The 14,739-nt window shown below is 66.3% G+C and carries 9 protein-coding genes; 7 read left to right on the top strand and 2 right to left on the bottom strand.

Features of this window, described 5'->3' with window-relative positions; translation table 11 throughout:
• Positions 1–12 precede the first annotated feature (12 nt).
• Positions 13–3,048, bottom strand: coding sequence for a TonB-dependent receptor (locus GJ699_RS00045; RefSeq protein ID WP_154371904.1), 3,036 nt, complete (start codon positions 3,046–3,048; stop codon positions 13–15).
• Between the two features lie 299 nt (positions 3,049–3,347).
• Between GJ699_RS00045 and GJ699_RS00040 the strand changes: the two genes are divergently transcribed.
• The 6 genes from GJ699_RS00040 to GJ699_RS00015 are packed head-to-tail and all read left to right on the top strand — an operon-like array spanning position 3,348 to position 10,558.
• Positions 3,348–4,484: an SIS domain-containing protein gene (locus GJ699_RS00040; RefSeq protein ID WP_154371902.1), complete on the top strand. Its 1,137-nt coding sequence runs from the start codon at positions 3,348–3,350 to the stop codon at positions 4,482–4,484.
• Positions 4,471–5,463 carry an ROK family protein gene (locus GJ699_RS00035; protein ID WP_154371900.1) on the top strand — a complete coding sequence of 331 codons (993 nt, stop codon included), beginning with the start codon at positions 4,471–4,473 and terminating at the stop codon, positions 5,461–5,463. The genes GJ699_RS00040 and GJ699_RS00035 overlap by 14 nt, the downstream gene beginning before the upstream one ends.
• Positions 5,464–5,465: 2 nt before the next feature.
• Positions 5,466–6,809 carry a D-tagatose-bisphosphate aldolase, class II, non-catalytic subunit gene (locus GJ699_RS00030; protein WP_229261866.1) on the top strand — a complete coding sequence of 448 codons (1,344 nt, stop codon included), beginning with the start codon at positions 5,466–5,468 and terminating at the stop codon, positions 6,807–6,809.
• A gap of 32 nt (positions 6,810–6,841) precedes the next feature.
• Positions 6,842–7,609, top strand: coding sequence for a DeoR family transcriptional regulator (locus tag GJ699_RS00025; protein ID WP_154371898.1), 768 nt, complete (start codon positions 6,842–6,844; stop codon positions 7,607–7,609).
• Positions 7,610–7,613: 4 nt separating this feature from the next.
• Entirely contained in the window at positions 7,614–8,711 is a 1,098-nt protein-coding gene (gene nagA / locus GJ699_RS00020) for an N-acetylglucosamine-6-phosphate deacetylase (RefSeq protein WP_371867396.1), read from the top strand.
• Between the two features lie 11 nt (positions 8,712–8,722).
• On the top strand, positions 8,723–10,558 hold the full coding sequence (locus GJ699_RS00015) for an MFS transporter (protein WP_229261864.1): 1,836 nt from the start codon (positions 8,723–8,725) through the stop codon (positions 10,556–10,558).
• On the opposite strand, the gene GJ699_RS00010 is transcribed toward GJ699_RS00015, so the two are convergent.
• Entirely contained in the window at positions 10,555–11,526 is a 972-nt protein-coding gene (locus GJ699_RS00010) for a helix-turn-helix transcriptional regulator (RefSeq protein ID WP_154371896.1), read from the bottom strand. The two genes, GJ699_RS00015 and GJ699_RS00010, sit on opposite strands and share 4 nt — an antisense overlap.
• Positions 11,527–11,755: 229 nt before the next feature.
• On the opposite strand from GJ699_RS00010, the gene GJ699_RS00005 reads away from it, so the two are divergent.
• A partial coding sequence (locus GJ699_RS00005; protein ID WP_371867395.1) for a beta strand repeat-containing protein occupies positions 11,756–14,739 on the top strand: 2,984 nt, incomplete at its 3' end.

Genomic DNA, 14,739 nt, shown 5'->3' with positions numbered 1-14,739 from the left:
CCCATCCTCCTCTTAAAATTCGTACTCCGCGGTCAGGCGTACGGAACGTGGCGAAGTGCGGCCGGTCACCTGCAGGTAGTTGGCGTTGATGCCACCATCGCCGTCTTCACGGGTTTCGTTGTAGCGCGTGATGGTCTGGCGATCCAGCAGATTGAACACGTCCGCCTTCAGCGTCAGCCCTTTGGCGAAGCGCGGCTGATAGGCCAGATTCACGTCGATCTGCGCTTGCCATGGCAGGCGGCCCTGGCTGCCGCGCGGCGTCGCCACGCCGTTGCAGTAGAAGTAAGCCGCGCCGTAGTCATTGGCCCATTGCAGATTGGCCGGCAGTTCGCCGATGCAGTTGCGCGGTGCGCCGGATTGCAGATTCAGATTGCCGCCCACGGTCCACTCAGGCGTCACCTGGTAGTAGCCATACGCCTTGATCTGATGGCGATGGTCGCCCGGCAGATAGCCATAGGCGTTGTACATCAGTTCCTTGTGGTCGTCGCTGACGGTGAGGCCGACGTCGCCGCCGCCGATGGTGTCGGTCTGGCCTTCCATATTGCCCTTCAGCGCGGACAGCGTGTAAGTAACCTTGCCATACCAACCCTTGCTGAAAGGGTGTTCGACGAACAGTGTCAACGCCTTGTAGGTGCGATTCGGTTTCGGATCGCCCCACTCGGCGGCAGTGATGTCGACGCGGCGCAGGCCGGCGCCATCGTTAAAGTCGACCCACAGCGAGTTGTCGCGGCCAGGGTTGATGATGGCGCACTGGAAGCCGGTCCATTTACTGGTGTTGACATTGTTGCGCGCCGCCCAGGCATCGATCGGACGCTGATCGCAGGTATCGTCATTAGTATCGTTCAGACGCCGATACAGCAGGCTGCCGCCGACCACGATCTGCTTGCTCAGCGCTTTCTCGAAGCCCAGCGAGACTTCATCCTGCGACAGCGGCTTCAGGCCGATGGCGGTGATTTCACGCGCATCGCGTGACTGGCCGTAGGCATTATTGGCCGAATACGGATTGCCGATCGCGTGCAGGCCGGTCGGCGCGCCGGTCACCGGATCGACACCGGTATAGGTGTAGTACTGGCTGGTGGAGGTGTACGGCGACGCCAGGTTGCTGGACAGATTGGACGGCACCGGCAAGTGATAGCGGCCGGCGTTGGCGAACAGTTTCAGCGAGCCGTCGCCGTTGTAATCCCAGGTGATGCCCAGGCGCGGTGCGATCATGTTCCGCTGCGAGATGAAGGCGTCGCCGGTGCTGGTGTAGTTGGTGAACTGCTCGCGGCGCAGGCCCAGGTCCAGCAGCACGCGCGGCGTGACCTGCCAGTGGTCCTGGATGTACTGCGCCGACTGTTCACTGGTCGGATGCGCCACCTGGCTGTAGTGATCCAGGCTGACGTAGTAGCCATCGGCACCATAACCGCCGCCCTGCGCCGTGCTCTCGAAGGCGCCGTTCATGACGGCGTTGGGGCTGGAGGTCTTGCGGTAGGTCCAGCGGTAGCCGCCGGCGTAGGTGTTGCCGACCACGGAGTCGACGTCGATGCGGTCGATACCGCCGCGCAGCGCGTGGTCGCCCAGGCGGTATTCCAGATCGAGACGCTTGGCCTTCTGGCTGTCGCCCGAAGATGGGTCGACCATGGTGCCGGTTACCGTTTGCGGCACCACATAGGTCAGGCCCGGCACCTGCACCGTGGCGCCGGTGGAGATTTGCGGCAGCGACGGATCGTAGCCGCTCGGCGTGCGCGTATGGCTGGTGCGCGATTTGCCCCACAGCGCGGTCACAGTCAGGTTGTCGGTCAGGTAGCCGGTGTATTTATAGATATCGATGTTGGCGCCCGGCGCGGCCGAGGAACCGCAGCAGTTGACGGTGGTCTGGCCAGCGGTGGCGGCGACGTAATTGCGCTGCAGCGTCGCGTAGTCGAAGCCGTACGCCTGGCTGAATACCTTGGTGCGGTCATACAGCTTGGTGTACTCCAGGTGATGGTCTTCAGCCAGGTTGTAGTCGATCTTGATGGTGCCACGATCGACGGTGCTGTCGCTGTGGCTCCAGCCATTGGTAGTGCTGGTGGTGGAATCGCTGGTGGCGCCAATGGCGTCGCTGCTGGTCTTGGTGCGTTCCAGGCCAACGAAGGCGAACAGCTTGTTGCGGATGATCGGGCCGCTGCCATACAGACCCAATACCTTGCTGGTGCTCTGATTGTCCTGATTCCAGTACAGCAGTTTGCCATCGGTGTCCGGATGCGCGCCGGTGTTGGCATAGTAGGTGTTGTCGGTGGTGCCGCGCAGGCTGGCCGGAATGATGGCCGCCTTGCCGCCAAAGTGGAAATCGTTACCACCGCTCTTGGTGGTGATGTTGACCACACCGCCGGTGGAACGGCCGAACTCCGAGCCGTAACCGCCGGTCAGCACCTGCATATTGGAGATGGCGCCAAACGGCAGCTCCGACGCGCCGACCTGTGTCAGCAGATTGGTGACCGGGAAGCCGTTGACGTAGAACGAGTTCTCGGACTGGCCCGAGCCGCCGATCGACGGCGCGTTGCCATACTGGCTGTTGGTGCCGCGCACCGCGCCAGGCGTCAGCTGCACCACCGAGGCGATGTCGTTCGCCACCGGCAGTTTGTTCAGCTCCTTGGCCGTGAACACCACGCCGTTGTTGGTGTTGGAGACGTCAATCACGCGCCGCTCGCCGCTCACCACCACGGTTTGGGCATCGTCTTTGGCACCGAAATTGACTTCGGCACCGCTGCCGATCACCGCTTCGATTTCACGGCTGTCCTGCACCGTGCCACCGCGGAGTACGCGCAGCGCGTAACGGCCCGGCGGCATCGAGTTGGCGACGTAGCGGCCCGACGCATCCGGCGTCAGCGTACGCTGGGTGCCGGTGGCCAGGTTTTCCAGCACCACCGTGGCGCCGTCCGGCGACGCCACCTCGCCATATATAGTAGTGGTGGCGTTGGACTGCGCCAGCGCGTAATTGCCGGCTGCGGCCATGGTCAGGCCGATCAGAATGGCCGTTGCCTGGCGAATTGCGCTGTTGCGTGGTTTAAAACGGCTGTGATGCATGGCTTACTCTCCCAAGTTTGTCGTGTTTTGGTTTTACTTTCGAAAGACTTTCGCGTTGCTCTGCGATCACTCTAGAAATAAAAAGAAAGCCGGTCAACAAAAAGAAAGAAGAATTCGAAAAAAGTCTATTAATATCTTTCGAATCGGGTGGCGATAGCATGCTGAACTTTCGAATTCGTAGCAAAACCACCACATTGCACGAAGATACCTTGGCGAAACATCTTTCTTTTTGCTTTCGTATTTGACTTTTCGAAAATAAAACCTTACTCTTTATCTGACTTCAAACAGAAAAACTTTCGATGACTACCTTATTCCAGCGCGCCACCACGGACTGGCGCGACATCGGCGGCCTCGACACCGCAGAAGAAATCGCCCACCAACCAGCCATGTGGCGCGCGTTGGCGGCCAGCCTGAAAGTTGAGCAAAGCGCGGTCGCCGCCTTTCTCGGCGACTGCCTGCGCGATCCGCAGCAGCGTGTGATCCTCACTGGCGCCGGCAGCTCGGCTTATGTGGGCGAGATCATCGCGGACGAAATCAACGCCGCCTGGCCGGCCCAGGTGCGCGCCATCTCGACCACCAGTCTGTTGACCCACCCCGCCCTGTATCTGGAAGCCGACGCGCCGACCTTGCTGGTGTCGTTTGCGCGCAGCGGCAACAGCCCTGAGAGCACCGCCGCCGTGCAGCTGGTGCGCGATCTGGTGCCGGGTGCGCGCTTCCTCAACATCACCTGCAATGCGGATGGCGCTCTGGCGCAGCAAAGCGCGGGCGATGAGCGCACCTTCAATCTGCTGATGCCGGCCGCCAGCTGCGATCGCGGCTTCGCCATGACCAGCAGCCTGACCTGCATGCTGCTGGCGGCGTTGAGCGTGCTGGATCCGGACTTCCAGCCGCAGCGACTGGAGACGCTGGCGACGCTGGGCGAACAGGCGCTGTCGCAGTGGTCGGCGCCGGTTGCCGCGCTGGCGGCGCAGCGGGTGTCGCGCGTGGTGTATCTGGGCAGCGGTCCGCTGGAGTCGCTGGCCAAGGAAGCCGCACTGAAGATTCTGGAGCTGACGGCCGGCCAGGTGATGGCGATGTCGAATAGCGCGCTGGGTTTCCGTCATGGTCCGAAAGCGGCGGTGACGCGCGATACGCTGGTGGTGCTGTTCCGCAGCGCCGATCCGCTGTCGCGCCGCTATGAACAGGATCTGGTGGAAGAACTGCGGCGCGATCAGGTGGCCAGCGGCGTGCTGACCGTGGGCGCCGGAGGCGACATCGGCATCGATGCACCGGCCTGGCCGGATGCGTGGCTGGCGCCTTTGTGGCTGCTGATGGCGCAGCAGTACGCGCTGCATCAATCGGCGCTGCTGCAACTGCGGCCGGATAATCCTTTCACCGGCGGCATCGTGAACCGCGTGGTTCAGGGCGTGACCATTTATCGCCATGACGAATTCTAAAACCGGCTATCACGGCATCGACATCGGCGGCACCAAGATTGAGCTGGTGGCATACGCCGATGACGACGCCGGCCACAGCGCGGGCACGGGCGCGGGAGGCGCGAGCGCGGGTTCAGGCGCGGGCCTGCGCGAGGTCTATCGCGAGCGCATTGCGACTCCGGGCACGGACTTTGGTGAATTCATCGCCGCCATGCAGGCGCTGGTGGCGCGCGCCGATACTGCGCTGGGCTTTCGCGCGCCGGTGGGCATCGGCCTGCCGGGCGTAATCGACAGCGCGACCGGGCGCCAGCTCAGCTCCAACGTGCCGGCGCTGAACGGCCGACTGGTGGCGCAATCGCTGCAAGACGCGCTGCAACGTCCACTCGCCATCGGCAACGACTGCCAGTGCTTCGCTCTGTCCGAAGCGCAGGGTGGCGCCGCCGACGGCCTGCCGACCATGTTCGGCGCCATCCTCGGCACCGGCGCCGGCGGCGGCTATTGCATCGACGGCCACCTGCAGCGCGGCTTGAACGGCATCGCCGGCGAATGGGGCCACTGGCCGCTGCCAGCCGCCCTGCTGGCACAACACAGTCTGCCGCTGCTGGACTGCCCGTGCGGACGGCGCGGCTGCATGGAACGCTACGTCTCCGGCCCCGGCCTAAGCAATCTGCACCGCCACTACCGCAGCGCCGACGAAACGCCGCTGTCCATCGTCGCCCGCGCGCAAAGCGGCTCGGCCGACGCGCAGCACACGCTGGACGTGCACGCGGACCTGCTGGGCCACGCGCTGGCCAGCCTGGTACTGGCGCTCGACCCGCACGCGATCGTGCTGGGTGGCGGCCTGTCGCAGCTGACGCACCTGTACGACAAACTGCCGGCAGCGATCCAGCGCCACCTGTTTTCCGGCGTGCGCCCACCACCCGTGCTGCCGCCGAAATTCGGCGATGCCGGCGGTGCGCGCGGCGCCGCCCTCCTCGTCCGTCAACAACTGAACACCTGAATATGAACACCACCGCTTCCCTGTCCCCCGTCCAGCAAATCATCGCCGCGCATCGCGGTGGCGAAGCCGCCGGCTTGTACAGCGTGTGCTGCAGCCATCCGAGCGTGCTGCGCGCCGCCATGCGCGTCGCCACCAGCTACGACACGGTGCTGCTGGTGGAAGCGACTTCGAATCAGGTCGATCAATTCGGTGGCTACACCGGCATGACGCCGCCGCAGTTCCGCGACTACGTGCACGACCTCGCACGCCAGCAAGGCTTCCCGCTGGCGCGGCTGGTGCTGGGCGGCGACCATCTCGGACCCAATGCCTGGCAAGGGCTGGACGCAAACACGGCGATGCAAAACGCCGAGGTGCTGATCGCCGCCTACGCTGCCGCCGGCTTCCACAAAATCCACCTCGATTGCAGCATGCGCTGCGCCGACGATCCGCAATACCTGAGCGATGAAGTGATCGCCGAGCGCTCGGCGCGCCTGTGCGCGGTGGCCGAGCAAGCGGCGGCCGATGCCGGCCTGCCACCGCCGGTCTACGTGATCGGCACCGAAGTACCAATTCCGGGCGGCGAAGCGAATCTGGCGCAAGCCGGCGCGGTGACCGCACCGCAAGCCGCGCGCCGCACGCTGGACGTGCACCGCAAAGCCTTCATGGACGTCAATCTGCACGCCGCCTGGTGCCGCGTGATCGCGATGGTGGTGCAGCCGGGCGTGGATTTCGACCATAGCCACATCCAGCATTACGACGCGGCGCAGGCGCGCGCACTGTCGGACTTCGTGGCCGGCCAGCCGGGCATCGTGTTCGAAGCCCACTCCACCGACTACCAGCGCGAATCGGCGCTGCACCAGATGGTGCGCGACCATTACGCCATCCTCAAGGTCGGCCCGGCCGCGACCTTCGCGCTGCGCGAGGGTTACGCCGCGTTGTGCCACATCGAAGATGAACTGATCCCGGCCGGCCACACCTCGCGCTTGATGCAGGTATTGGACGACACCATGCTGGCGCAGCCCAAGCACTGGGCCAAGCACTATCCGGGCACCAGCGCCGAGCAGCGCCTGCTGCGCCGCTATGGCCTCAGCGACCGTTGCCGCTACTACTGGGGCGAGGCGCCGGTGGTGGCTGCGGTGACGCAGCTGTTCGCCAATCTGGCGGCACTGGAGATTCCGCTGTCGCTGCTCAGCCAGCACCTGCCGGAACAATATCTGGAAGTGCTGCAAGGTCAGCTGGCGATCGACGCCAACGCCCTGCTGGAGCACAAGATCGGCCGCCTGCTGGCGCAATACGCGCGCGCCTGCAACCGCAACGCCGTTGCAGACAGCGGCGTACCCGCTGGCAGCAGCGCCGCGATCTGTTAAGCTTGACGTTTTGATACACTAACAACAGAAATATGCGACATACCAGCCAACGCCGCGCCGCGATTCTGCAGGCGCTTACCCAACACGGTTCGGTGCAGGTGAACGAACTGGTGGAGCGAATGAGTGTCTCCGCGGTGACCATCCGCAGCGACCTCAGTGCGCTGGAGTCCCAGGGTCTGGCCACGCGCAGCCACGGCGGCGCCACACTGGCCCGCACGCCGCCGACCGAACACACGGTGCCGCAGAAAGACGCCATCAACCATGAGCAGAAGGCGCGCATCGGCGCCTGGGCGGCACGCATGGTGCAAGCGGGCGACAACATCATCATCGATTCCGGCACCACCACCATTTCGCTGGCGCGCCATCTGCGCGAGGCGCAGAACGTCACGGTGATGACCAATGGCCTGAATATCGCCTGGGAGCTGGCCGACGCGCCCGGCGTGGATCTGATCCTGACCGGCGGCCTGCTGCGCAAACAGTCGCTGTCGATCCAGGGCACGCAGGCCGAAGCCTGCCTGCAAGCCTACAGCTTCGACAAACTGTTCCTCGGCGTCGACGGTTTCGACCTGCAGTTCGGCGTCACCACCCACCACGAGGCCGAGGCCAGCCTGAATCACAAGATGGTGGAGCGGGCCAAGAAGATCATCGTGTTGGCGGATGCCTCCAAATTCGGCCGCGTCAGCCTGCACCGCATCGTGCAGCTGGACCGCGTGCACACGGTGGTGACCGACGCCGGCATCAGCGACGAATATCGCGACGGCCTGCTGGAAGCGGGCATCGAGCTGGTAATCGCGGAGTGATGCTGTGCTGAGTGGACGTATTCTTACCCCGGATGGCTGGATCAATGGCAGCATCGCTTTTGACCAGCGCATCCTGCACATCCGCGAAGACCAGGGAGCGGACAACACACTGACCATCCTGCCCGGCTTTGTCGACCTGCACGTGCATGGCGCCGCCGGCGTCGACATCATGCAAGGCGGTGACGCCGGCACCATCGTGGCGCGCGCGCACGCAAAGCACGGCACCACCGCCATGCTGGGCACCACCATGACCGCCACCGACAATTCGATCCGACGCGCGCTGCGCGGACTGGCGCCGGTGATCGCGCAACGCCCGACCGGCGGCGCGCGCATGCTGGGCGTGCATCTGGAAGGTCCGTTTTTAAGCATCCACCGCCTGGGCGCGCAGCCGGCGGACGCGGTGGTCATCGGCAGCATGGATCTGGTGCGCGACTATCACGCGCTGGCGCCGGTGCGCGCGATCACGCTGGCCACCGAGGTGGATGGCCATCTGGCGCTGATCCCGCAGATGAACCAGTTGGGCATCCGGGTGCAGATCGGCCATAGCAATGGCAGTTATGAGGATGGCGTGGCGGCGCTGGAGGCTGGCGCGGCCGGCTTCACGCATCTTTACAACGGCATGACCGGGCTGAATCACTACAAGCCGGGCATCGTCGGCGCGGCGCTGGCGCATGCGGAATATGCGGAGATCATTCCGGACCTGCAGCACGTGGAGCCGGGCGCGATCCGCGCCGCACTGCGGGCGATTCCACGCCTGTATGGCGTGACCGATGCCACGGCGGCCACCGGCATGCCGGACGGCGAATATGGCCTGGGCAGCCAGCGCGTGTACAAGTGCGCGGGCTGCGTGCGGCTGGCCACCGGTTCGCTGGCGGGCAGTGTGCTGACCATGGATCAGGCGCTGCGCAATTTCGTCGGCCTCGGACTGGAGCTGGCCGATGCGTCCAATCGCTTGTCGCTCTACCCCGCCGACTATCTGGGCGAGACCGAACGCGGTCGTCTGGCGCCGGGGGCTTGGGCGGATATTGTGGTACTCGATCAGGATTTACAACCGGTGGCCGTGTTCGTGGAGGGCGAGGCCATTCATCTTTCCACCAACTAGACGGAGACTCGATGCAAGCACGCGCCATGGGATTTTTACTGTTCATTGCGGGGATGGGTGGACTGCTTTACGGCATAGACGTAGGGATTATCGCTGGCGCGTTACCTTATCTTGAATCGACGGCGTCGGTGGCGTGGCATCTGAGCGCGCAGCAGTTGAGCTTTATCGTGGCGGCTGTGCTGCTGGGGTCTGTGCTGTCGTCGCTGTTTGCCGGCGCGCTGGCCGATTGGATCGGGCGGCGTTGGGCGATGGTGTTGTCGGGCGTGCTGTTCACGCTGAGCATACCGTTGATTGCGCTGGCGGATGGCTATGTGCCGCTGCTGCTGGGGCGTTTGCTGCAGGGCGTCAGCGGTGGATTGATCGGCGTGGTGGTGCCGCTGTATCTGGCGGAGTGTCTGCATGCGCGTCAACGTGGGCGCGGTGCGGCGCTGTTTCAGCTGCTGCTGACGATAGGTTTGGTGGCGGCGGCGGTGATTGGGCTGATGCAGGCCAACGCGGTGGAAGCCGCCACCGCCGCCGCGCAGCAGTTGGGCGAGACGGAGCGCACCGCTGCGGTGTTTGCGGCCAAGGATCATGCGTGGCGCAGCATTTTCTGGTGGTGTCTGACGCCGGGGTTGGTGTTCAGTGTCGGCGCGCTGCTGTTGGCCGAGTCGCCACGCTGGCTGGCACGGCGCGGTCAGATCGAGGAGGCCCGCACTGCCCTGCTGCGCACTCGCCCGGCCGATGAAGCCGAGGCTGAGCTGCGCGAGATCCAACAAGCGCTGACGCCCGCGCACAGCACCGCCGCCGGCGCGACCGACGCCACAGCCTCGCATGGCGCTGCAGCCTCGCGCGCCAACGCCGCAACGGGCGCCGACCCGCTGCTGAGCCGCCGCTACATGCTGCCCTTCCTGCTGGCCTGTCTGATCCTGGCGCTGAACCAGGCCACCGGCATCAACTCGGTGCTGGCCTACGTGGTCAACATCCTCAATCAAGCCGGGCTGCCGGGCAGCACCGCCAACGCCGGCGACGTGGTACTGAAAATACTGAACGCGCTGATGACCATCGTCGCGGTGGCGCTGGTCGACCGCAAGGGCCGCAAGTTCCTGCTGATGCTGGGCACCGGTGGCATCGTCACCGCGCTGCTGTTGGCCGGCCTGCTGTTCCGTGGCGCCGAAGCCGAACAGCGCGACGTACGCCCAACGCTGCAAGCCCGCGCGCAATCCGACAGCCTGTCACTGCGACTGGACGCGGCCACGCTGCAAGCACTCGGCGCCAATGCAGACACCGGCGCGCCGGTACAACTGACGGTCGCTTATTCCTACGGCCCGTTCACCAACGTGCAAACCCGCCGCAGCGACGACGCCGCGCTGCCACCGCTGCACATGAGCCGCGACGACACCGTGCAACCGGACAGCGTGATCGGGGTGTTCTTCCGCAAACTGTACCTGAATCCGTTTGCCGATCCGGCCGAGGGCATGCACGCGCCGCTGCGCATCGAGCGCGCCGACCTGGCCGCCGTGCCGTCCACCACCCACGGCTGGCTGGTGGCCGGCGCCATGTGTTTGTTCGTGGCCAGCTTCGCGGTCGGCCCCGGCGTGTGCGTGTGGCTGGCGCTGTCGGAGCTGATGCCGAACCGCATACGCTCGAACGGCATGAGTATCGCGCTGCTGATCAACCAGTTCGTGTCGACCATGATCGCCGCCGTGTTCCTGCCCACCGTGGGGCAGCATGGTTATGCCACCATGTTCTTCGTCTGGGCTGGCTGCACGCTGCTGTACTTCCTGACCGCGACTTTCCTGCTGCCCGAGACCAAGGGCAAAACGCTGGAAGAAATCGAAGCCCGCTTCGCCCGCCAGGCCGCCTAGACTTCGGACGCCATCAGCTTGGCCAGTTGCGCCTTGCTGCCCACCGACAGCTTCTGGTAGACCCGCTGCACCGTGTTGCGCACGGTGGCGGGCGCCAGCTCCAGCTGGCGCGCTATTTCCTTGTACGAGTGACCGCCGCCGAACAGGCGCGCCACCTCGCGCTCGCGCGGCGCCAGCTGGTCGAGGCGGAACTGCTGGCGCCCGCGCAGGAATAAACGCTCGCCCACCACCGTCGCCGTGAACAGCGTGTGGCGGCCCTGGTGGCGCCGCGCCGTGCCGCGCGCCAGTCCCTCCATCAACGCGCGCGGCAGGCGTGGCATGCGCCAGTCCGGCCATTCCAGCTGCAACAGCGTTTCAAACGCCGGGCCGCAGTAATGCAGGCGGCCGTCGAAGGAAGCAATCGCCAGTCGGCCCCTGGCCGCCCCCTCATCGTCCGGCCTGGGGCCGTGCAAAGCGTCATTCAGCTTGATTGCCTCCGCCAGATGCGGCAGCAGGCGTTGCGCCGCCAGCCGGTCGGCCTCGCTGTAGTGGGCGCTGTCGGCGGCGCGGTACAGCGACATGCCGATGTGATGGCCGCTGCTGGCGTCGTGCATCATCTGTACCGTGCCGTTGCGATGCTCGTAGCGGTGGGTGTAGTCGCGCATGATGGTGTCGCTGCTGCTGCGGGTGGGGAAGCGGCTGCTGGCATGGAAGATCACTGCCTGGTTCATCTTGTCCAGCGCGTCGCGCATCACCAGGTCGCTGGTGGCGATGGTGCTCCAGTCCAGCATCATGTCGTCCGGTTCGCGGAACAGCAGCGACTGCCGCACCACCACGCCGCCACCGCGCAGGTCGACCGTGGTCATGCGCGCCGAATCGTAGACCAGCACCGGCTTGAACAGGTTCATCGCGTAATCGACAAAGCCAACGCCGCGACATTCGCGCAAGGCGCCGTAAAGCTGCAGCAGCAGAGTATCCATCTGTTCCATGGCGGCGTCCGGGAAATGAAACCAGATTCAGCATATCGTGAAAATATCAAGTTGACAAGAAATGCGGCACGACCCGCGATCCGTCCCGGGCCAGCGCTGTTTCCTACTGGCAGCAATCATTCCTGATCGGGTGATGCACCTGCATCATTTACGCTGCCCGGCAGACCTGCGACAGTGACGAACGTTGTCATATCAATATTATTCGTCCATTACTGAAAGGTCGGTCACCATGCGCACGCTTCCTCCAGGCCATCCACGCAAACTGGTTCCCTTGCTGCTGTCGCTGGCTGTCAGCCAGGCCTATGCCGTCGATGTCAACCAATATGGCGCGGGCGGCCTGTCCGGCAACAGCGGCGCCACGCCGGGCGCCAATGGCGGCAACGGCGGCGCGGGCGACAGCGTGGTGGCCACCAATACCGGCTCCGCCGACAGCAGCAACTACACGCGGGCTTACGGCGGCGGCGGCGGCGCGGGTGGCAACGGCGCAACAGGTGACGCCAGCCTGAACGGCGGCAACGGCGGCGCCGGTGGCAGCGGTGGCAGCGCCACCTCACAAGGCGTGCTGGTGCTGGACGGCGTGTACGGCTACCTGAACGTCAGCGCTGCCGGCGGTTACGGCGGCAATGGCGGCCAGGCCGGCGGCGCCGGCCCCGGCACCCTGGCCGGCCTCGGCGCGGCCGGCGGTGCCGGCGGCGCGGCCAGCGCTAGCGGCAGCCTGACGCTGACCAATGCCAGCGGCACCAGCGGTGCCTTGATGGTGAGCAGCCAAGGCGGCAATGGCGGCAACGCCTACGGCAGCGGCTACCTCGGCGGCGATGGCGCCATCGCCAGCAGCACGGCCACGGTGAGCAGCGACGCGTACTCCACCAGCGTCTACGTGACGCAAAACGGCGGCAAGGGTGGCGACGGCTACAGCGGCGCCAGTGGCGGCCAGGGCGCGCAGTCGCTGATGAATAACAGCATCAGCGCCAGCGCCAACGGTTCTTATATGGACCTGAGCCAGTACGCCTACGGCGGCGGCGGCGGGGCCAGCGACAGCGCCGTGGCCGGGCACGGCGCCGCCGGCGGTTCCAGCCTGACACTGGCCGATGCGCTCGGCACTTACGCCGTGCTGCGCGTGGCCGGCAGCGGCGGTAATGGCGGCGACACCCAGACCGGCGTGGCCGGCAACGGCGGCAACGGCAGCGCCAGCTTCCAGCTCGACTCCGCCCTGCCCGGCAGCCAGGTTTACGCCTACACCTCCAGTGCCGGCGGCAGCGGCGGCAACGCCAGCAACGGCGGCACGGCCGGCCTGGCTGGCAATGCCAGCGCGCAGCAACAGCTGATCGGCGCCGACTCGGTCTACGGCAGCGTCAGCGCCACTGGCGGCACTGGCGGCGGCGTCACCGGCGGCAGCGGCAACGGTCAGCTCGGCGGCAGCGCCAGCAGCAGCGGTCAGGGCGAGGCCAGCTTGTACCTGACCTTGCAGGCATCTTCTTCCGGCGGCCAGGGCGGCCAGGGCTCGGGCGTGGGTTATCGGGGCGGCGACGGCGGCAACGCCAGCGCCACGCTCAGCGGCAGCGTCACCGCCAGCAACGGCCAGCTGCAACTGAGCACGTCACAGATCGGCGGCAATGGCGGCAGCGGCTACAACGGCGCCAGCGGCGGCAATGGCGCGGCGGTCGAGATGGTCAACACTTTGAGCGCCAGCACGCCCGGCTACCTGGGCCTGAGCCAGGTGGCCAATGGCGGCAATGGCGGCTACACCGACAGCGGCACCGCCGGCAATGGCGGCAATGCCAGCTCGACACTGACGCTGAGCGACGACAGCACCAACTATCTGGCGCTGTACGTCAGCAGCCGTGGCGGCGCCGGCGGCGGCAGCCAGAGCGGCCTGACTGGTGCCGCCGGCAGCGCCACCAGTGTCGTCAGCGGCAGCGCCAGCCAGGGCAGTGTCAGCGTCAACAGCACCGCCTACGGCGGCAGCGGCGGCGCCGCCGGCTGGTACTACGGCACCGTCAGCGGCCAGGATGGCGGCGCCGCCAGCAGCAGCGCCAGCAGTGTCGCCAGCGCCAGCCGCAGTGCTTATGCCAACGCCAGCGCCAGCGGCGGCGACGGCGGTACCGGCTACGGCGCCGGCGCGCACGGCGGCGACGGCCACAGCGCCACCGCCAACGCCAGCGCCAGTTCGGTATCCGGTTATGTGCAAGTGAGCGTGACCCAGAACGGCGGCAACGGCGGCAGCGGCTACGGCGGCGCCAGCGGCGGCCGTGGCGCCGACAGCCAGGCGCTGAACGCGGTCAGCGGCAGCAGCAGCTATTACCTGGTACTGAACCAGCAGGCCAACGGCGGCTATGGCGGCTCCAGCGATAGCGCGGCCGGCGGCGATGGCGGCCACGCCTCATCCCAACTGACGCTGGCCGACAGCAGCGCCGGCGCACTGCAGGCCACGGTCGGCGCCAGCGGCGGCGCCGGTTTCAGCGGCGGCAGCGCCGGCGGCAATGGCGGCAGCGCCGTGACGCTGCTGAACGTGCAATCGAGCGTCTCCAACGGTTACCTGAATCTGGCGACCACTGCCACCGGCGGCAGTGCCGGCACCGCCTACAACGGCGGTCAGGCCGGCGTGGCGGGCAACGCCAGCAGCACCTTGATTGCGGTCGGCAGCGGCAGCTTGAACGCCATCGCCACCGCCAACGGCGGCAGCGGCGCCAGCTGGGGCAACTGGTCCAGCGATGACATTGTGGTGAGCGCCAGCGATGGTGGCAATGCCGTCAGCGCGGTGCAGGCTCAGTTGACCGATGGCGGCTGGGCCCAGATCAACGCCAACGCCGGTGGCGGCAAAGGCAGCTCGGCGCTGGGCGCCGGCCAGACCGGCGGCAACGGCGGTAGCGCCGCCAGCAGCGCCACGCTGGATGGCAACGGCGACTGGGCCTATGTCAACAGCAGCAGCACCGGCGGTGGCGGCGGTGACGGCTATCTCGGCGCGGCCGGCGGCCAGGGCGCGGCGGTCAGTCTCAGCAACACGGTGTCCGGCAGCAACCGCGGCAGCCTGGCGCTGACGCAATACGCCTACGGCGGCGCCGGCGGCAACAGCGCGGACGCCGCCGCCGGTCTCGCCGGCGCCGCCAGTTCCAGCCTGACGCTGAGCAATGTGACACAGGCCGATTTGAGCCTGACCGCCAGCGCCACCGGCGGCCAGGGTGGCAACAGCGGCGCCGGCGCCGGCAGCGCGGG

This window comes from Duganella guangzhouensis, assembly GCF_009674535.1.
Lineage (GTDB): Bacteria > Pseudomonadota > Gammaproteobacteria > Burkholderiales > Burkholderiaceae_D > Rugamonas > Rugamonas guangzhouensis.
This window is presented reverse-complemented; position numbering and strand designations above follow the sequence as displayed.